At 72.3% G+C, this 19,662-nt stretch carries 11 protein-coding genes; 4 read left to right on the forward strand and 7 right to left on the reverse strand.

Features of this window, described 5'->3' with window-relative positions:
- Positions 1 to 54: 54 nt before the first annotated feature.
- The 3 genes from IF29_RS0102700 to IF29_RS0102710 all read right to left on the reverse strand — a co-directional run bounded on the left by IF29_RS0102700 (position 55) and on the right by IF29_RS0102710 (position 3,332).
- Entirely contained in the window at positions 55 to 1,410 is a 1,356-nt protein-coding gene (locus IF29_RS0102700) for an ABC transporter substrate-binding protein (protein ID WP_051724802.1), read from the reverse strand.
- A gap of 113 nt (positions 1,411 to 1,523) precedes the next feature.
- A complete protein-coding gene (locus IF29_RS0102705) occupies positions 1,524 to 2,348 on the reverse strand; it encodes a carbohydrate ABC transporter permease (RefSeq protein WP_030248916.1) in 825 nt (274 codons plus the stop codon).
- Positions 2,349 to 2,360: 12 nt separating this feature from the next.
- Positions 2,361 to 3,332: a carbohydrate ABC transporter permease gene (locus tag IF29_RS0102710; RefSeq protein WP_232241992.1), complete on the reverse strand. Its 972-nt coding sequence runs from the start codon at positions 3,330 to 3,332 to the stop codon at positions 2,361 to 2,363.
- Positions 3,333 to 3,794: 462 nt separating this feature from the next.
- Between IF29_RS0102710 and IF29_RS0102715 the strand changes: the two genes are divergently transcribed.
- From IF29_RS0102715 to IF29_RS48415, 3 genes are all read left to right on the forward strand, one after another.
- Complete coding sequence (locus tag IF29_RS0102715) at positions 3,795 to 5,879, forward strand: glycoside hydrolase family 36 protein (RefSeq protein WP_232241993.1); 2,085 nt, start codon at positions 3,795 to 3,797, stop codon at positions 5,877 to 5,879.
- A gap of 165 nt (positions 5,880 to 6,044) precedes the next feature.
- Entirely contained in the window at positions 6,045 to 7,250 is a 1,206-nt protein-coding gene (locus tag IF29_RS0102720) for a serine hydrolase domain-containing protein (protein ID WP_157623538.1), read from the forward strand.
- Between the two features lie 166 nt (positions 7,251 to 7,416).
- On the forward strand, positions 7,417 to 9,453 hold the full coding sequence (locus IF29_RS48415) for a protein kinase domain-containing protein (protein WP_030248933.1): 2,037 nt from the start codon (positions 7,417 to 7,419) through the stop codon (positions 9,451 to 9,453).
- A gap of 19 nt (positions 9,454 to 9,472) precedes the next feature.
- Here the strand turns inward: IF29_RS48415 and IF29_RS0102730 are convergent, their stop codons facing one another.
- The 3 genes from IF29_RS0102730 to nirB form a co-directional block, all read right to left on the reverse strand.
- The gene (locus IF29_RS0102730; RefSeq protein ID WP_030248935.1) at positions 9,473 to 10,822 is read right to left on the reverse strand and encodes an MFS transporter; all 1,350 of its coding nucleotides are present in this window, start codon (positions 10,820 to 10,822) and stop codon (positions 9,473 to 9,475) included.
- A 94-nt stretch (positions 10,823 to 10,916) separates the two neighbouring features.
- A complete protein-coding gene (gene nirD / locus IF29_RS0102735; protein WP_084713404.1) occupies positions 10,917 to 11,369 on the reverse strand; it encodes a nitrite reductase small subunit NirD in 453 nt (150 codons plus the stop codon).
- The gene (nirB, locus tag IF29_RS0102740) at positions 11,366 to 13,879 is read right to left on the reverse strand and encodes a nitrite reductase large subunit NirB (protein ID WP_084713468.1); all 2,514 of its coding nucleotides are present in this window, start codon (positions 13,877 to 13,879) and stop codon (positions 11,366 to 11,368) included. The genes nirD and nirB overlap by 4 nt, the downstream gene beginning before the upstream one ends.
- Positions 13,880 to 14,133: 254 nt before the next feature.
- Here nirB and IF29_RS0102745 point away from each other — a divergent pair, with 254 nt between their 5' ends.
- Complete coding sequence (locus tag IF29_RS0102745; protein WP_084713406.1) at positions 14,134 to 15,351, forward strand: uroporphyrinogen-III synthase; 1,218 nt, start codon at positions 14,134 to 14,136, stop codon at positions 15,349 to 15,351.
- Positions 15,352 to 15,390: 39 nt separating this feature from the next.
- On the opposite strand, the gene IF29_RS0102750 is transcribed toward IF29_RS0102745, so the two are convergent.
- Positions 15,391 to 19,560, reverse strand: a complete 4,170-nt coding sequence (locus IF29_RS0102750; protein ID WP_030248943.1) for a bifunctional nitrate reductase/sulfite reductase flavoprotein subunit alpha — start codon at positions 19,558 to 19,560, stop codon at positions 15,391 to 15,393.
- Positions 19,561 to 19,662 lie beyond the last annotated feature (102 nt).

Consider the following 19,662-nt stretch of genomic DNA (forward strand, 5'->3'; position numbering starts at 1 on the left):
GCCGGCCTGCGGTGTCAATTCGCAGGCCGGACGCCGGCGTCCGTGCGGCTGCGGTCAGTTGCCGCTGGTGATGGCCGCGTTCGACTTGGTGTTGACGTCGTCGGCGGCGGCCTGCGGGGTCATCTGGCCCAGCCACACCTGGTTGAAGTCCTGCAGCACGACGTTGTTGAAGGTGGTGTTGGAGGTGGTCAGCGGGTAGCCCATGGTGTTGCCCTCGGAGCCGGTCTGGAAGGCGGTCACGTCGACCCCCTTGGCCTTCCAGGCCGTCGCGAAGCCGCTGTTCAGGGTGGGTATGCCGGGCCAGACGGTGCCGCTGTCGGCGACCAGCTTCTCGGAGGCGGCGGAGGCGAGCCACTGCTCCAGCTCCCAGGCCTCGGCCGGGTGCTTGGTGTGGGCGTAGATGGCGTCGCTCAGGCCGTTGAAGACGGTGCCGGTGCCGGCCGGGCCGCTGGGCAGCGCGGACACGCCCCAGCTGCCGGCGGGCATCGCGGACTGGAACGCGGTCAGGTCCCAGTCGCCGTCGAAGGTGGTCGCGGCGTCGCCCTTGGACAGGATCGTCGGCAGGTCGGCGGCGTTGGGCGTGTTGGTCATCGAGCCCGGCGCGGCGACGTGCCACTTGTCGCGCAGGTCCTGCTCGAACTGGATGGCCTGCACGCAGGCGGGGGTGTTCACGGTCCACTTGCCGTAGGCCTTGTCCTGGAGCTGGCAGCCGTTCTCCAGGCCGAAGTCCCACCAGTCCTGCTGGCCGTTGGGGGCCTCCAGGGCGATGCCGTAGGTCTTGACGTGCTTGGAGTCGAAGCCGGCCTGGTTGGGGTGCTTGCCGTTGACGTCGACGGTGAGCTTCTGCAGCGCCGCGACGAAGGTCCCGCCGGTGCTGGGGTCCCAGGTCAGGTGGTTCATCTGGTCGGCGGTCAGACCGGCCTTGGCCAGCATCGACTTGTTGTAGATGGTGGCGATGGTGTCCCAGTCCTTGGGCAGGCCGTAGGTCACGCTGCCGGACTGCCACTGGGCCAGCAGCTTGGGGCTGTAGATGCTGGTGTCCAGGTTGGCGGCCTTGATCTTGCTGCTGAGGTCGGTGATGATCCCCTCCTTGGCCAGCTGCGGCAGGTAGGCCAGGTGGTCCCAGAACACGTCGGGCATGTTTCGGGAGGCGGCACCGGTCTGCAGCTTGGTCCAGTACTGCGCCCAGGCCACGAGCTCCAGGTTCACCTTGATGTTGGGGTGCGCCTTCTCGAACTCGTTGAGCGAGGCCTGGTAGGCGGCCTTCTCGGAGTCCTGCCAGGTCATGTAGGTGAGGGTGACGGTTCCGCCGGCCTTGGCGGAGCTGCTGCCACCGCATGCCGCGGTGAGGCCGACGAGGGCGGCGCAGGCGGCGGTGGCCGCGAGTCTCCTGGTGGTGGGCTTGAGCATGGGGTATCCACTTCTCTGTGGTCGGGGATGCTGCGCGGTGGGGTGAGGGGACAGCTCGGGGGGACCGTCCGAGGCGACGGTCGGGGTGGCCGCCGCGGGGGGCGGCCGGGGGGCTACTTCAGTCCGGTGAGTGCGATCGACCGGACGATGTGGCGCTGGAAGAGCAGGAAGACGGCGATCAGCGGCACCAGGGCGACGGCGGCCGCGGTCAGCACGATGTTGAACTGGGAGGCGAACTGCCCCTGGAGCGCCGAGATGCCGACGGTGATCACCGTGGTGCGCTCGCTGCTGGTGATCATCAGCGGCCAGAGCAGGTTGTTCCAGCTGTTCACGAAGGTGACGGTGGCCAGGGTCGCCAGGATGGGCCGGCTCAGCGGCAGGATGATCCGCCACAGGATGGTCCAGGTGCCGGCGCCGTCGATGCGCGCGGCCGCCTCCAGGTCCGGCGGGATGGTGCGGAAGTACTGGCGCACCAGGAAGATGCCGTAGGGCGTGCCGAACACGTACGGCAGGATCAGCGCCCGGTAGGTGTCCGCCAGTTCGAGCTTGCTCATGATGAAGAAGAGCGGCACCAGGGTCACGATCTGAGGGACCATCATGGTGGCCACGAAGCCCCAGAACAGCAGGTCCCGGCCGGGGAACTCCATCCGGGCGAAGGCGTAGGCGCTGAGCGAGCAGAACACCACCTGGCCGATGGTGATGGCGACCGACACGATCAGGGTGTGCACCATGAAGCCCGACATGTCGTACTTGGACCACAGCGAGCTGAAGTTGGAGAAGGTGGCCGGGTGGGCCGGGGTCCAGGCCTGGGTGGAGAACATCCCCTGCGTGGTCTTGAAGGAGGCGTTCAGGGTCATCAGGTAGGGCGCGACCGAGACCAGCGCTCCGGCCAGCAGGGCCAGGTAGAGCAGCGTCCTACGCACAGCGGTGCTTGACATGGTGATCGTCCCTCAGCTGAAGTCGTAGACGGTGCGCTTGCGGAAGTACAGGAACTGACCGGCAGTCACCAGCAGGATCATGACGAACAGCACGATCGCGAGGGTGGCCGCGTAGCCGGCGTGGAAGAGCTGGAACGCCTGCTGGTAGATGTAGTAGTTGAGGGTGGTGGTCGAGGTCCCCGGGCCGCCCTGGGTCATCACGAAGACCGTGTCGAACAGCTGGAACGAGCCGATGACATTGGTGATCAGCACGAAGAACATCGACGGGCGCAGCAGCGGCAGGGTGATCTTGAAGAAGCGCTGCACCGCGTTGACCCCGTCCACCGCGGCGGCCTCGTAGATCTGCTCGGGTATCGCCTGCAGTCCGGCCAGCAGGAACAGCATGGTGTAGCCGGTGTACTGCCAGACGTTGACCGAGGCGATGACCGGCATCGCCCAGGTGGTGGAGGTCAGCCAGTTGGGGCCGACGATGCCGACCAGCGACAGCAGGTGGTTGACCGCGCCGTGGCGCGGGTCGAAGGCCCAGGTCCAGATGATGCCCAGGGCGACCGGCATGGCCATCCAGGGGAGCACGAACAGGACCCGGAACACCTTGACGCCGCGCATCTTCCGGTTCAGCGCCAGCGCCAGTGCCAGGGCGAGGACGGTCTGGGCCGGGATGTTGAGGGCGACGTAGTAGACGGTGTTGCCGACCGCCGTCCAGGCCGCCCCGTCGCCGGCCAGCCGGCGGTAGTTGGCGAGCCCGACGAACTCCGGGGTGCTGACCAGGTCCCAGCTGAACAGGCTCAGCACGAACACCCCGATGATGGGGAGCACCAGGAAGAGCAGGAATCCCGCCAGGCTGGGGGCGATGAGCAGGTAGGCCTCGACGGTGGTGCGGATCCGCCTCCGCCGTCGGCCGGGCGCCGCCACCGCGGGGGCGGGGGCGTCCTGCTTCGACAGTGACGGTCCCGCGGTGGCGAGACCTGGGCTGTTGGTGGTCACAATTCCTACTCCCTGCGGCCGTGCGACAGAGCATGGTGGCGTGGGCTGCGGCTGCGTACGAGACGCGTTTCCCCTGGTCGCCCGGGCCTGGGGGAATTGATGTGTGCGTTAACATCGCCGTGACGTAGGCACATAGTTATCGGTAACAGAAGAAGGCCGTCAAGGGCTCGAACACTATGAGTTTTGCTGCCCGGCCCGGGGGCGAGTACCAACCGAAGCGGCTGTAACCACGCTGAACTGGTGTGTTGTCAGATCGCCTGGACTCTGGTGATGATGACGCCGGGATCCCCCCCCCCACGGCGGCGTGGACGGCGACGAACCACCGGCTCTTGTGTGAGCGGTCGTCGGCAAGCCAAGATTGTTAGCGGTCACAATGCGGGGCGTGGACGCCTCGAGGACCGTCCTGGACGCACGCAAGGAGAACACGCGTTGACAACTGTTGCTCGCACGGGGGAGAGGTCCGTGCTCTGGTCGCACGAGGCGCTCGGCGTTCAGGTGCTGCTGTCCGAGGGCGGGGGCGTCCGGCTCGGAGCGCCCGGAGCGGGGTGGGACTCACTGGTCCCGCTGGTGGAGGTGGTCGCCACCGGGCACGGGCGCGAGTGGTCCGGGGAGCGGTCCGTCGACAGCGCCATCGGCGCCCGGATGCGGCACCAGGGTCATCTGCTGGACCGTCAGGACGGTTGGGACCGGCTGCGGGTACGGCTGGACGACCCGCTGACCGGGCTGTCGGCGGAGGTGGAGCTGAGCACCCGGGCCGAGCTGCCGGTGCTGCGCTCCCGGGTGCGGTTGCGCAACGACGGCACGACCGCGCTCCGGATCGAGTCGGTCAGCACCCTCACCCTCGGCGGCCTGGGCGCGCCCGCCGACTTCGACCTGCACTGGGCCGACAACGACTGGCTGGCCGAACTGCGGTGGCGGCAGGCGCCGTTGCGCGAGCAACTGGTCGACCTGGACCGCTCGGCGGGCGGGCACGACGGTCGCGGCTGCTTCGAGCGAAGCTCGCGGGGCAGCTGGTCCACGGCCGGCAGCCTGCCGCTGGGGGTGCTGACCGAGCGCGGTACCGGCCGTTCCTGGGCCTGGCAGGTCGAGTCCAGCGTCGGCTGGCGCTACGAGCTCGGTGAGCGCCGGCGCAGCGCCTACCTCGTCCTCGGTGGTCCCGACGACGCCCGGCACCACTGGAGCTGCCTGCTGGCGCCGGGGGAGGAGTTCACCACCGTTCCGGCCGCCCTTGCGGTGGTGCCGTCCGGGGGCCCGGAGGCCGCCTTCGGCGTCCTCACCGGCTACCGCAGGCTGCTGCGCCGGCCGCACCCGGACCTGGACGCGCTGCCGGTGATCTACAACGACTACATGAACACCCTGATGGGCGACCCCAGCAGCGAGCGGCTGCTGCCGCTGATCGAGGCGGCCGGGCGGGCCGGAGCCGAGTACTTCGTCATCGACGCCGGCTGGTACGACGACGACGCCCTCGGCTGGTGGGACTCGGTCGGAGCCTGGGAGGCGGCCGAACGCCGCTTCCCGGGAGGACTGCAACTGGTGCTGGACGCCATCCGGGCGCACGGCATGGTGCCGGGGCTGTGGCTGGAGCCGGAGGTCGTCGGGGTCCGCAGCCCGATCGCCCGGGCGCTGCCCGAGGAGGCGTTCTTCCAGCGCGGCGGGGTCCGGGTCACCGAGCACGGGCGGCACCACCTGGACCTGCGCCACCCGGCCGCCCGGGCCCACCTGGACGCGGTGGTGGACCGGATCGTCGACGACTGGGGCGTCGGCTACTTCAAGTTCGACTACAACATCAACGCCGGTCCCGGTACCGACGTTGACGGCCAGTCACCGGGCGCCGGACTGCTCGGCCACCACCGCGCCCACCTGGCCTGGCTGGAGTCCGTGCTGGACCGTCACCCCGGCCTGGTGCTGGAGAACTGCGGCTCCGGCGGCCTGCGCATGGACTACGCCCAACTGGCGGTCGCCCAGCTGCAGTCCACCAGCGACCAGGAGAACTTCCTGTGCTATCCGCCGATCGCGGCCGCCGCCCCCACCGCGGTCACCCCTGAGCAGAGCGCGGTCTGGGCCTATCCGCAACCGGAGTTCAGCGACGACGAGAACGCCTTCGTGCTGGCCGGTGCGATGCTCGGCCGGATCCACCTGTCCGGCTTCCTGGACCGTATGACGGAGGATCAGCAGGTCCTGGTCGCCGGGGGCGTGGCCGCCTATAAGGCCATCCGCGCCGACCTGCCCGGAACGCTGCCCTTCTGGCCGCTGGGCCTGCCCGGCTGGGAGGACGAGTGGCTCGCCCTCGGCCTGCGCGGCGACGGCGCCACCTATCTGACGGTCTGGCGCCGCCCCGCGCCGGACGGTGCACCGGGGTCCGCACCGCAGGCGGCCCGGCGCCGCACCCTCGCCGTCCCGCACCTGCGCGGGCTGGGCGTCCATGCCCGGGTGGTGCATCCGGCGGCGACAGTCGGGTCGGTGCACTGGGACGACGAGCACGGCGAGTTGACGGTCGAGCTCCCGCACGCGCCGCAGGCGGTCGTGGTGCGGATCGCCGCCGACTGAGCGCTGCCGGCGCGGGCCCTGGCGTTACCGGCGGGGTGGTCCGCGCACCACCCCGGGTCCGGTGGCCTGCGCCAGTGATCGGCGCGGTGGATCCCGGAACACTCGTGGTGAGCCGGTCGCGACCAGCACCGGACTGCGAGCGCCACCGCACCCAGGGGGATTCCCATGCATGCCACTTCAGCCAGCTCAGCCGCCTCACGTCCACGACGCGCCCGGATGCGCGCCCTGCTGGCCCTCACCGCCGGGTCGCTGGCGCTGACCGCGGTCCTGCCAGCGGCGGCGGCCGAGGCCGGCACCGCGCAGCTGCCGCCGGTGAACCCCGCCGCGCTGCGGCAGGCGATCGGCGGGCTGCCGAACCAGCAGGTGGTCAGCGCGCTGATCGACGTCTCCGGCTCCGGCGGCAGCTGGCGCGGCGCCTCCGGAACGGCGGACCTGGCGACCGGGCGTCCGGCCGGCGCCGACGCGCGGTTCCGGATCGGCAGTGTCACCAAGGTGTTCACCGCCACCGTGGTCCTGCAACTGGTGGCCGAGCACCGGGTCGCCTTGGACGGCACCGTCCAGCACTACCTTCCGGGCCTGCTGCCGGCCGACTTCCCGCCGATCACGGTCGCCGAACTGCTGAACCACACCAGCGGCCTGCCCGGCGGCACGGCGGGCGACGGGGAGGGCGACCCGGCCCTGTTCATCGCCGAGCGCTTCGGCCACCCGACGCCCGAGCAGGTGGTGGCGTCCATGGCCGGGCAGCCGATGAGCTTCGCGCCCGGGACCGAGCAGCAGTACAACGGCGAGAACTACTACCTCCTCGGCCTGCTCGTCGAGAAGGTCACCGGGCACTCCTACGCCGACGAGGTCAGCCGGCGCATCCTGCGCCCGCTGCGCCTGCACGACACCACGGTCCCCGCCGCGACCGACGACCGGATCCAGGGTCCGCACCTGCACGGCTATCTGACGGTGAGCCAGGGCTCGCAGCCGGTGGACGTCACCGAGCAGAGCCCCTACCCGTGGGCCGAGGGCGGCATGATCTCGTCCACCGCCGACCTCAGCACCCTGCTCACCGCACTGCTCGACGGCCGGCTGCTGCCCGCCGCGGAGCAGCGGGACCTGACCACCGTTCCGGACGTGCCCTACCTGGGCACCAGCCAGTGCCAGCTGGGCAACCCGGGCCGGGCCTGCTTCGGGATGGGCCTGATGGAGGTCACCATCGACGGGGTGACCCTGTGGGGCAAGACCGGTTCGCGCCCCGGCTACACCGACGGCGTGTTCGCCACCGCCGACCTGCAGCGGGTGCTGGCCTACGCCTTCACACCCACCGACGAGAACGCGGCGTACTTCGGTTTCATCACCGGCATCGCCGATGCCGCCCTGCGCTAGGAGCGGTGCCGTCCGCTCCACGGCGTTCGTCGGCGGACCGGCCGAGACGGCGGACCGGCCGAGACGGCGGGCGCCGGGAGCGGTAATCTCCCCCATGCATCTTGTGCATCTGTAGTACCGGTAGCACTCACGGTCATGTCCGCAACGGGGAAGTCGAGTCCGCACCATGGCGCAGCAGCATGATGAGCTGTCGGATCCGCGCGTGTTCGCGCGGACGGGGCTGGACCGACTCGGGGCGACGCCGCTGCGGGCCGTCGATCCGCGCCGGGTGGGGCCGTACGCGGTCCTGGCCGCTCTGGGTGGCGGCGGGATGGGGCGGATCTACCTGGGCCGGCCGCTGGACGGCAGCCCCGGGCTGGCCGCGGTCAAGGTGATCCGGCCGGAGTACGCCGAGGACCACGGTTTCCGGCGCCGGTTCGAACGGGAGTCGGAGGCGCTGGGGCGGGTCCGCGGCGAGCAGGCCGCGGTGCTGCTCGGGACCGGGCTGGACGGCGACCTGCTGTGGATGGCCACCGACTACATCCCCGGGCTCAACCTCTCCGAGGCGGTGGCCGCGCACGGCCCGCTCAGCGCGGAGGCTGCCTGGTGGCTGGCCGGGGACCTGGCCCAGGCGCTGGCCGCGATGCAGCGGGTCGGCGTGGTGCACCGGGACGTCAAGCCGTCCAACGTGGTGCTGGGGACGGACGGTTGCCGGGTCATCGACTTCGGGATCTCGCAGGCCGCCGACACCAGCTCGATCACCACCACCGGGCAGCAGGTCGGCACCCCGGCGTACATGTCGCCGGAGCAGGTGCGCGGCCAGGGCGTGGCCACGGCCTCGGACGTGTTCGCGCTCGGGTCGGTGCTGGCCTACTCGGTCACCGGGAACGGTCCCTTCGGCGACGGCACCAGCGTCGACGTGCTGCACAGCGTGGCCTTCGAGCCGCCCAAGGAGGAGGTGCTGGGCCGGGTCGAGCAGGCGGACCCCGGGCTCGCCGCGCTGGTCCGCTCCTGCCTGGACAAGGACCCCGCCGCGCGGCCGGATCCGGAGTCCATCGCCGCGCAGGCGGCGAGCCGGCGGGTGCTGGCGCCCTGGTCGGCCGGGCTGAGCGCGGAGATCGTCCGCCGGGTGGAGATAGCCCTGGCGGCACAGCAGTTGACGCTTCCCGAGGTGGGGCGGCCGGCCGAGGTCGACCAGCCGCAGCACACCGTCCAGCTGTTCGCGGGGGCGGGGCTCGGGACTGGCACCGGCGCCGGGGCCGAGGCTGGCGCCGTCGCTGCGGTGCCGGGGCTTCCGCCGGAGCAGATACCCGGGCCCGCGCAGATGCCGACGCCGACGCCTCCGATGCCCACCCCGCAGGCGGTGCCCTGGCAGGCCTCCGCGGAGGCGCCCACTCCGGTCGCCGGGCCGCGTACCCCGCCGACCGTCCCGGCCCTGCAGCAGCCCGCCTACGTGGTCGCCGCGCCGCTGCCGCCCCGTACCGTGCCGCAGTCGGCTCCGCCCGCCGTGTCCTCCTCGCGGCGGCGCAATGTGCTGATCGTCGCGGGCAGCGCCGTCGCCGTGGGTGCGGTCGCGGTGGCCGGGGTGCTGCTGGGCAGCGGCAGCTCTGGTGCCCATGGCGCGGACGCGGCGGCCTCCTCCGGGACTTCGGTGTCGGCGTCGGCCCTGCCCGGGACGGTCGCGGCGGGGACCGGAAGCGCGAGCGCGGCGGCGAGTGCGAGCGGTACCGCCTCGCCGAGCGCCGGGCGCAGCGGCGCCGCCTCGGCGTCGGCGAGCAGCACTGCGGCCGGCGCTCCGGCCATCGGCGCGACCTCACCGGCGGCCGGCTCCGGCACCGGTGGCGGCACCGCCGGTACCGCGACCAAGGCGGCCGGGGCGACCACCGCCGCGGCGGCCGCGACCACGGCGGCCGCGGCCACCACCAAGGCGTCCACCCCGACCACCGCGCCCGCGGCCTCCCCGACCAGTCCGGCCTGGATCAGGAACTGCACCTACTACTCCGGCACCACCCAGACCCAGTACGGCGACACCGGCAGCCGTGTGCTCCAGGTCCAGTGCATGCTGGTCAACCGCGGCTACGGGGTCGGCTCCTCCGGCGTGGACGGCCAGTTCGGGACCGACACCGAGGCCGGGGTGAAGGCCTTCCAGACCGCCAAGGGCCTGGAGGTCGACGGCCAGGTCGGCCCGCTCACCTGGGCGGCCCTGCGCTCGACCGCCCCGTGACAGCGGATCTGATACCGGCTCAGACGCGGTTGGTGTAGAAGATCCGGGTCAGCACCAGGCACAGCGCGTAGTAGCCGAGGAAGGCCAGGTAGGCGGCGTTGCCGTTGGCGGAGCTCAGGAACGACTGCCGGAAGGCGATGTTGACCAGGACCCCGCCGAAGGCGCCGATCGCGCCGGCGATGCCGATCAGCGCGGAGGCGCTGCGCCGCGAGGCCTGCTCGGCCTGTTCCGGATCGGCGCCCTCGGCCACCGACACCTCGGCCCTGGTGCGGAAGATCGCCGGGATCATCTTGTAGGTCGAGCCGTTGCCGATCCCGCTGAGCGCGAAGAGCAGGATGAAGCCGCCGAGGAACAGCGCCAGCGAGTGCTGCTGCGAGGCGACCAGGACCACGATCGTCGCCGCCGCCATCGCGGCGAAGGTCCACAGGGTGATCCTGGCCCCGCCGAGGCGGTCGGCGAGCAGCCCGCCCAGCGGACGGGAGAGCGAGCCCAGCAGCGGGCCGAGGAAGGTCAGGTAGGCGGCCTTCAGCGGGGTGTCGAACTGGGCGTGGAACTGGACCTGGAGCACCTGGCCGAAGGCGAAGCCGAAGCCGATGAAGGAGCCGAAGGTGCCGATGTAGAGCGCCGAGACCACCCAGGTGTGGTGGTCCCTGGTGGCGTCCCGCATGGCCCTGCGGTCGTTGCGGAGCATGGTGAGGTTGTCCATGCGCAGGGCGGCGCCCAGGGCCGCCAGCACGATCAGCGGGATGTAGACCAGCACCAGCAGCCGGGGGTGTGCGGCCCCGGCGGTGGCCAGCACCAGCAGTGCGACCAGCTGGACCACCGGCACGCCCAGGTTGCCGCCGCCGGCGTTCAGGCCCAGCGCCCAGCCCTTGAGCCGCTGCGGGTAGAAGGCGTTGATGTTGGCCATCGAGGAGGCGAAGTTGCCGCCGCCCACCCCGGCGACCGCGGCGGCGACCAGCAGCGTGGAGTAGCTCACGCCGGGGTGCAGCACCACCGCCGCGAACACGGTGGGGACCAGCAGCAGCAGGGCGCTGAAGACGGTCCAGTTGCGGCCGCCGAAGCGGGCGACGGCGAAGGTGTAGGGCAGCCGCAGCAGCGCGCCGCAGGCGGTGGGGACCGCGGTGAGCACGAACTTGCCAGCCGCGTCGATGTGGTACTGCGGGCCCAGGAAGAGCACCAGGACCGACCACAGGCTCCAGACCGAGAAGCCGATGTGTTCGGAGAGGATCGAGAAGACCAGGTTGCGCCGGGCGGTCACGGCCCCGGTCCGCTCCCAGAACGCCTCGTCCTCGGGGCGCCAGTCCGCGATGGCGCGGGACCGGGGCGGTGCGGCTGCTCCTACGGTGCTGTCGACTGTTGCGCTCATGGGTGAACCAGCCTCAGGTAGAGGGGAGTCGTTGATTGGTTCCCATGCTGGTGGGCCGAGGTTTCACGCCCTGCGCGTTGTCGGTTCCAGCGCGCTACGGTTCCCGCACACCGTCCGGGAGGGCTTGTGAGGGACGGCTGCGCACCGGCCAGCGGCGCAGCGTCGCGCTGCTGCCGTCCGGTGCGGTGTCCTCGTCCAGGCAGCGGCCGGTGTCCAGGTCGAAGGCCTGCTTCAGCATCGGCGAGACCAGCACCTGGACCGGTCCGCGGCTGCCCAGCAGGCCGCGGGAGAGGACGTGGGCGCCGCTGAACGGGTCGCGGTTGTCCAGCGCGTGCAGGCCGTCGGCCGGGTCGCGGAACAGCGCCACCTGCTCCGCGCCGAGCAGCACGGCGACTCCGCGCCCCGGCAGCAGTTCGTCCAACTCGCAGACCTGGACCCAGTGCTGGCCGTCATGGATCTCCACGGCGGTCCGGGTGCGGGCGGCCACCGGTTCGGCGACGTCGACGTCGACCGCGACGGCCGCGTCGAAGGTGAGGGTCTCGGTCATCGGCTGCGTACCTCCAGGCTGGTGCCGCCGATCAGGACGTGACCGTCCTCGTCGGGGCGGGCAGGGCGGATCTGGTCGCGTTCGGGGACGAAGCGGACGGTGGGGTCGGGGGTGCCGGGCGCGTTCACGAAGGAGACGAAGCGGCGCAGCCGCTGCGGGTCGGCCAGCACGGCCGCCCACTCGTCCTGGTAGGTCTCGACATGACGGGCCATCATCTGGTCCAGCTCGTCGGCGATGCCCAGCGAGTCCTCCAGGACCACCTGGCGCAGGTGGTCCAGGCCGCCCTCCAGCCGGTCCAGCCAGGGCGCGGTGCGCTCCAGCCGGTCGGCGGTGCGGATGTAGAACATCAGGAACCGGTCGATGGTGCGGATCAGCGTGTCCCGGTCCAGGTCCTTGGCCAGCAGGTCGGCATGACGGGGCGTCATGCCGCCGTTGCCGCCGACGTAGAGGTTCCAGCCCTCGGCGGTGGCGATGACGCCGAAGTCCTTGCTCTGCGCCTCGGCGCACTCGCGGGCGCAGCCGGAGACCGCCGACTTGAGCTTGTGCGGGGCCCGCAGCCCCCGGTAGCGCAGCTCCAGCTCGATCGCCAGGCCCACCGAGTCCTGCACCCCGAAGCGGCACCAGGTCTCGCCCACACAGGACTTGACGGTGCGTAGGGCCTTTCCGTAGGCGTGCCCGGACTCGAAGCCGGCGTCCACCAGCCGGGCCCAGACGGCCGGCAGCTGGTCCACCCGGGCTCCGAAGAGGTCGATCCGCTGGCCTCCGGTGATCTTGGTGTAGAGGCCGAAGTCACGGGCGATCTCGCCGATGGTGATCAGCCCCTGCGGAGTGATCTCGCCGCCGGGGACCCGGGGGACCACCGAGTAGGAGCCGTTGCGCTGGAGGTTGGCCAGGTGGTGGTCGTTGGTGTCCTGCAGTGCGCCCTGTTCGCCGTCGAGGATGTGGCCGTTGCCCAGGCTGGCCAGGATGGAGGCAACGGCCGGCTTGCAGATCTCGCAGCCCAGGCCGGTGCCGTGCTCGTCCCGCAGCCGGGCGAAGCTGGTGATGCCCTTGACCCGGACGATCTCGTAGAGCTCGGAGCGGGTGTGGGCGAAGTGCTCGCACAGGCCCTTGGCTACCTCGACGCCGGCCGCCTGCAGCTCCGCGCTGACGATGCCGCCCATCAGCTTGAGGCAACTGCCGCAGCCGGTACCGGCCTTGGTGCACTTCTTGACCTCGGGGATGCTCGCACAGCCCTGCTCGGCGACGGCCGCGCGGATCGCGCCCTTGCTGACGTTGTGGCAGGAGCAGACCACGGCGTCGTCGGGCAGCTCCAGCTTGCCCGCGGCGCCGCCCTCGGAGGCGGGCAGGATCAGCTGCTCGGCGGGGACGGTCAGCGGCGCGCCGCCGATGGCCAGCGGGCGCAGGGTGGCGAAGGACTCGGCGTCGCCGACCAGGACGCCGCCGAGCAGCCTTCCGTCCGGGTGCACCACCAGCTTCTTGTAGACGCCGGACCTGCTGTCGGAGTACAGCACGTCCAGCGCGCCCGGGGTGGCGCCGTGGGCGTCGCCGAAGCTGGCCACGTCCACGCCCAGCAGCTTGAGCTTGGTGGAGGTGTCGGCGCCGGTGAACGCGCCGGCCGCGCCGGTCAGTTCGGCGGCGGCGACCTCGGCCATCGCGTAGCCGGGGGCGACCAGGCCGTAGACGCGGCCGTCGGCGGCCAGCGCGCACTCGCCGATCGCGGAGATCCGCGGGTCGGAGCTGCGGCACTGCTCGTCCACGACGATGCCGCCGCGCTCGCCGACCGCCAGCCCGCAGTCGCGGGCGAGCTGGTCGCGGGGGCGCACCCCGGCCGAGAACACCACCAGGTCCGCCTCCACGGAGCTGCCGTCGGACAGGGCCATGCCGCGGACCGCGCCGTCCTCGCCGGTCTCGATGCTCTGGGTGCCGGCGCCGGTGTGCACCACCACGCCCAGCTCCTCGATGGCGCGGCGCAGCACCCTGCCGCCGCCGTCGTCGACCTGAAGGGCCATCAGTCGCGGTGCGAACTCCACGACATGGGTCTCCAGGCCCATCGCCCGCAGCGCGCCGGCGGCCTCCAGGCCGAGCAGCCCGCCGCCGACCACCGCGCCGACCCTGGCGCGTTCGGCGCCGGCCCGGATCGCCTCCAGGTCCTCGATGGTGCGGTAGACGTGGCAGCCCTCGGCGTCATGGCCCGGGACCGGCGGGACGAACGGGTACGAGCCGGTGGCCAGCACCAGCGCGTCGTAGCCGAGCACCGCGCCGCTGCGGGTGGTGACGGTGCGGGCGGCCCGGTCGACCGCCACGGCCGGATCGCCGAGGCGCAGGTCGATGCCGTTCTCCTCGGCGAAGGACGGCGGGCACAGCGACAGCTCCTCGGCCGTCGTACCGGAGAACCAGGACGTCAGATGGACCCGGTCGTAGGCGGGGCGGGGCTCCTCGGCGAGCACGGTGACGCGCCAGTCGTGCGGCCGCTCGAACAGGGCCTCCAGGAAGCGCTGACCGACCATCCCATGGCCGACCAGGACCAGGTCTCGCAGCGTCACGGGCTCTCTCCTCCGGTGGTGGTCATGGCATCGAGCGTGGTCGGGGGCGGTTTCCGGGATGGGTCGCCGATGTTGCCGCAGCGGTACGTGTCCCTCACACGGACACCCCGACCTGGTGACCGACGCGTCATCTGCTGTATGCCGGGTGGTTGTTTCGCTCACCGCCCCGTGACGGTGGCGCAACAACGCCGAAACACCGCTGCTGGAGCCTGCGGAGCATGGCAACAGTTCCCACACCCGACACCGCGTCCCCGGGGCCCGGCGGCAGCGCGGCCCTCCCGAAGGGCCCGGAGCCGACCGACGGCGCCGATCCCGACGAGGGCGCGGCCGGCGCAGGACCGCTGACCGGATTCACGGTCGGGGTCACCGCCGCCCGCCGCCGCGACGAACTGGTCGCGCTGCTGAAGCGGCGCGGGGCGAGAGTCGTCGAGGCCCCCACCGTGCGGATCGTGCCGCTGGAGGACGACAACGCCCTGCGCCAGGCCACCGAGCTGTGCCTGGCGGCGCCGCTGGACTACGTGGTGGCCACCACCGGCGTCGGCTGGCGCGGCTGGATGAGCGCCGCGGACGGCTGGGGCCTGGGCCGGCGCCTGAGCGAGGCCTGCCGCAACGCCGTGGTGATCAGCCGCGGCCCCAAGGCCACCGGCGCGGTGCGCGCCAGCGGACTGGGCGAGGCCTACGCCCCGCCGAACGAGGCCAACGACGGGCTGCTCACCTGGCTGCTCGCCCGCGACCTGCGCGGACGCCGGGTCGCCCTGCAGGAGCACGGCGCACCCCTGGACGCCTTCGCCGAGGCGTTGCGCGAACGGGGCGCCGAGGTCATCACCGTCCCCGTCTACCGCTGGGCCCCGCCGCAGGACCCGGAGGCGGTACGCCGATTGGTGGAGCAGACGATCCGTCGGGAGATCCAGGCGATCGCCTTCACCAGTGCACCGGCCATCACCGGCTTCCTGGACTGCGCGCACGCCCAGGGGCTGCACGAGGAGGTGCTGGACGCGCTGCGGGACGGGGTGCTGCCGGTGTGCGTCGGACCGGTCTGCGCCCGTCCACTGGAGGAGCACGGCGTGCGGCCGGTCTACCCCGACCGGGGCCGGCTCGGCTCCCTGGTGCGCACCATCGTCGAGGCCCTGCCGGTCGGCAACCGCGAGCTGCAGCTCGGCAGCGCCCGGCTGGTGCTGCAGGGCAGCGCCGTGCTCACCCCCAACGGCACGCTGTGGCTGTCGCCCACCCAGGCCGCCCTGCTGCGCGCGCTCGCCGAGCAGCCGGGACGGGTGCTCAGCCGGGCCGAACTGCTGCGCCGGGTCTGGGTCGGCATCAGCGCCGACGAGCACGCCGTCGAGGCCGCGGTGGCCCGGCTGCGCACCGCGCTGGGCCCGCACGCGGCGCTGGTCCGCACGGTGCCCAAGCGCGGCTACCGGCTCGCGGTGCCGGGCTGACGGAGCGTCGGTCCGCGTGCCGGCGCTGGTGTCGGTTCGTCAGTAGACGTCCCTGAGGTAGCGGCGGTCCGCGGCGAGCTGCTCGACGTAGGCCGCCGCCTCGGCCGGACCGAGTCCGCCGTGGGCGGCGGCGATGTCGACCAGCGTCTGCTGGACGTCCTTGGCCATCCGGTTGGCGTCGCCGCAGACGTACAGCTGGGCGCCGTCCTGCAGCCAGGACCACAGCTGGGCGCCGTGCTCGCGCATCCGGTCCTGCACGTAGACCTTGGCCCGCTGGTCCCGGGAGAAGGCCAGGTCCAGCCGGGTCAGTACGCCCTGGCGGTGGAACTCCTCCAGTTCCTCGCGGTAGTAGAAGTCGGTGCCGCGGCGCTGCTCGCCGAAGAAGAGCCAGTTGCGGCCGGAGTGGCCGCGGGCCCGGCGCTCCTCCAGGAAGCCGAGGAACGGTGCCACCCCGGTGCCGGGACCGACCATGATCATCGGGGTGGCCGGGTCGGCCGGCGGCCGGAAGTGCGGTGACCGCCGGACGAAGACCGACACCTCGCCGCCGGGGGAGCGGTCGGTCAGATAGGTCGAGGCCACGCCCTTGCGCCGCTGCCCGTGCAGGCCGTCGTAGCGCAGCACCGAGACGGTGATCCTGGGCTGGTCCGGGTGCGCCAGCGGGCTGGAGGAGATGGAGTACAGCCGCGGCTGCAGTCCCTTGAGCAGCTCGGCCCACTCCTGTGCGGTGATGTCCAGCGAGAACTCGCCGATCAGGTCGACGGCCTGCCGGCCCCAGCTCCACTTGGCCAGCTCGCCCTTGTTGTCGGGACGCAGCAGCCGCCGCAGCGCGCGGTCCCCGCTGCGCTCGGACGCGAAGCGGAGCAGGGCCGGGGTGATCCGGGTGATGTCCAGATACCGCAGCAGCGCCTCGCGCAGCGGGACGGTGCCCCGGTCGGCGAGCGCCACCTCGGCGCCCGGGTCCAGCGCGGTGGCCTCCAGCCATTCGGCGACCAGGTCCGGGCAGTTGAGCGGACGGACGCCGAGCGCGTCGCCCGCCTCGTAGGCGAGGGCGCCACCGGTGTCGAAGCTGAACGAGCGCACCTCCTTGGCGGCGCCGGGGAGGCTGAGCAGGCGGTTGCCGGACAGCCGGGCGGTGAAGGGCGCCTGGCCGGTGCGCTGACCGGTGCGGGCGGGGGCGGATGCGGGGGCAGGGGCAGGGGCGGATGCGGGGACGGACGGGACCGTTGGTGTCGCTTCGGGCGTGCCTTCGAGCAGGCCGACGATCTGCTCCAGCCACCGCTCGGCGTCCTGCTGGTAGCTGTCCGGCTCGCAGTCGACGCGCGGCAGCAGCCGCTGCGCGCCCAGCTCGTCCAGGCGCTCGTCCAGCCGCCGGCCGTGGCCGCAGTAGTCGTCGTAGCTGGAGTCGCCGAGGGCCAGGACGCTGTAGCGGACGCCGGCCAGCTTCGGCGCGTCCGCGTCGGTGATCCACTTCCAGAATCCTGAGCCGTTGTCCGGGGCGTCGCCGTCGCCGAAGGTGCTGGTGACGACCAGCAGGTCGGCGCCGTCGACCAGGCTCTCCGGGGCGGCACCGGCCATGTCCTGCAGCGCAACCGTGCGGCCCGCGCGGGTCAGCCGGTCCCGTACTGCGGTGGCGACCTCCTCGGCGTTGCCGGTCTGCGAGGCCCACAGCACCAGGATCTCCCGGGAGGGAACGGTCGGCCCGGTCGGTGCGGTCCTCCTGTCGGGGTCGTTGGCCGGGGAGCGCGAGAACATCCCCGCGAGCAGCCCGTCCACCCACTCGGCGTCCCCGCGCTCCAGTGGTGCACCCGACGGCAGCACCGGTATCGCGCCGTCGGTGAGCGGCCTGGCCGTCAGTCCGGCGAGGAAGCCGGAGAGGTAGCGGCGTGCGCTCTCGTCGAGGGCCGGCGGAGCCGTCTCGACGCCCAGGGCGTGGGCCAGCGCGGGCACCAGTTCCGGCACCGTTACCAGTTCAGGCGCCGCCGCGCGGACCGGTTCCGGCACTGTCTCGGCCGCCGCTGCTGCGGTCGACACCTTGGCCAGCGCGACCGCGCACACCTTGAACTCGGGCTGGAAGGAGATCGGGTCGACCGCGTCGCTGGTCACCGCGTTGACGCTGAGGTACTCGCCGAACAGGTCGTTCCAGTGGAAGGGCGCGAAGCAGTCCCCGCGCCTGACCCGGTCGCTGATCCGAGCCGGGAGCACCGCCCGCCCGCGCCGCGAGGCCACCTCCACCCCGTCGCCCTCGACCAACCCGAGCGCGGTCGCGTCCTCGGGGTGCAGTTCGACGAAGGGGCCGGGGTCGAGCTTGTTGAGCTTGGCGACCTTGCCGGTCTTGGTCAGGGTGTGCCACTGGTGCTGCAGCCGACCGGTGTTGAGCACGAACGGGTAGTCGTCGTCCGGCAGTTCGGCGGCCGGCAGGTGCGGCCGGGCGAAGAAGGCCGCGCGGCCGGTGGCGGTGGGGAAGGCCAGCCGGGGCGGGGTGCCGTCCGGGCGGACCAGCAGGGTCTGGCTGACTCCGTCGTTGAGGTAGCGAACCGGATTGCGGTCGGGGCCGGCCGGGTCGGCGCTGGGCCACTGCACCGGGGTCTCCCGTAGCCGGTCGTAGTCCACTCCGCGCAGGTCCCAGCCGGTCTTCGGGTTCCAGGCGCGCTTGATCTCCTCGAAGACCTCCTCGGCGGAACCGTGCTCAAAACCCTCGGTGAAACCCATGGCCCGGGCCACCCGGGCGATCAGCTGCCAGTCCGGCAGTGCCTCGCCCGGTGGGTCGACGACCCGCCGACTCAGCGTCAGATTGCGCTCCGAGTTGACCATCACCCCCTCGGACTCGGCCCAGAGCGCGGCGGGCAGGGCGATGTCCGCGTAGGCGTTGGTCTCGGTGTCGGCGAACACGTCCTGGGTGATCACCAGCTCGGCCGCCTCCAGGCCCTCGATCACCGTCCTGCGGTTGGCGACCGAGGCGACCGGGTTGGTGCAGATGATCCAGCAGGCCTTGATCTCCCCGGCCGCCATCCGCTCGAACATCTCCACGGTGCCCTGGCCCGCCTCGGCGCGCAGGGTGCCGGACGGCAGCGACCACAGCGCCTCGGTGAACGCGCGGTCGCCGGGGTCGAGCGCCGAGCGCTGGCCGGGCAGGCCCGGGCCCATGTAGCCCATCTCCCGGCCGCCCATGGCGTTGGGCTGGCCGGTCAGCGAGAACGGGCCGCTGCCGGGACGGCAGATCGCCCCGGTGGCCAGGTGCAGGTTGACCAGCGCGTTGGTGTTCCAGGTGCCGTGCGTGGACTGGTTCAGCCCCATCGTCCAGCAGCTCATCCACTCGCCGGCCGCCCCGATCCACTCGGCGGCCCGGCGGATGTCCGCCTCCGGGATCCCGGTCACCTCGGCGACGTGCTCCGGCGGGTAGTCGGCCAGGAAGGCCGGCATGCCGTCCCAGCCCTCGGTGTGCTCGGCGACGAACTCCTCGTCGACGTCGCCGCTCTCGACCAGCAGGTGCAGCAGGCCGTTCAGCAGGGCCAGGTCGGTGCCCGGCTTGATCTGCAGGAACAGGTCGGCCTTGTCGGCGGTGGCACTGCGGCGCGGATCCACCACGATCAGCTTCGCGCCGGCCGCCTTGCGGCGCTCCAGCAGCCGCAGGAACAGGATCGGGTGGCAGTCGGCCATGTTGGACCCGATGACCAGGAACGCGTCCGCGTGGTCGAAGTCCTGGTAGGAACCGGGCGGCCCGTCCGCCCCGAGCGACAGCTTGTAACCGCTGCCGGCGCTGGCCATGCACAGCCGTGAGTTGGACTCGATCCTGCTGGTCCGGACGTAGCCCTTGGCCAGCTTGTTCGCCAGGTACTGCGCCTCCAGCGACATCTGGCCGGAGACGTAGAGGGCGACGGCGTCCGGGCCGTGCTCGTCCAGCACCGCCCGCAGCCTGCGACCCGCCTCGGCGACGGCCCCGTCCAGTCCCACCGGCTCCGGCGCCGCCCCGCGCTCGGCCCGCACCAGCGCCTGCGCCAGCCGTCCGGGCGCGGCCAGCATCTCGGCGCTGGTCGCACCCTTGGTGCAGAGCCGCCCCCCGTTCGCCGGATGCGCCTTGTCCCCGGACGCCCGCAGCACGCTGCTCCGCCCCTCGGCGTCCCGGCCCACGTCCAGCACGATCCCGCAGCCCACACCGCAGTACGAGCACACCGTACGCACCTGCTCGGTCGCCACCCCCAGCTCCGGCACCCACGGCCCCTCTCGTCCACACCGGCAGGACGACCCCGCCACCCGGAACGCTAGAAACCCGCTGTTGCACCCCGGTGTCCCCCACCGCAGCCCCACGGTTAC

The organism is Streptacidiphilus jeojiense (genome assembly GCF_000719095.1).
GTDB lineage: Bacteria > Actinomycetota > Actinomycetes > Streptomycetales > Streptomycetaceae > Streptacidiphilus > Streptacidiphilus jeojiensis.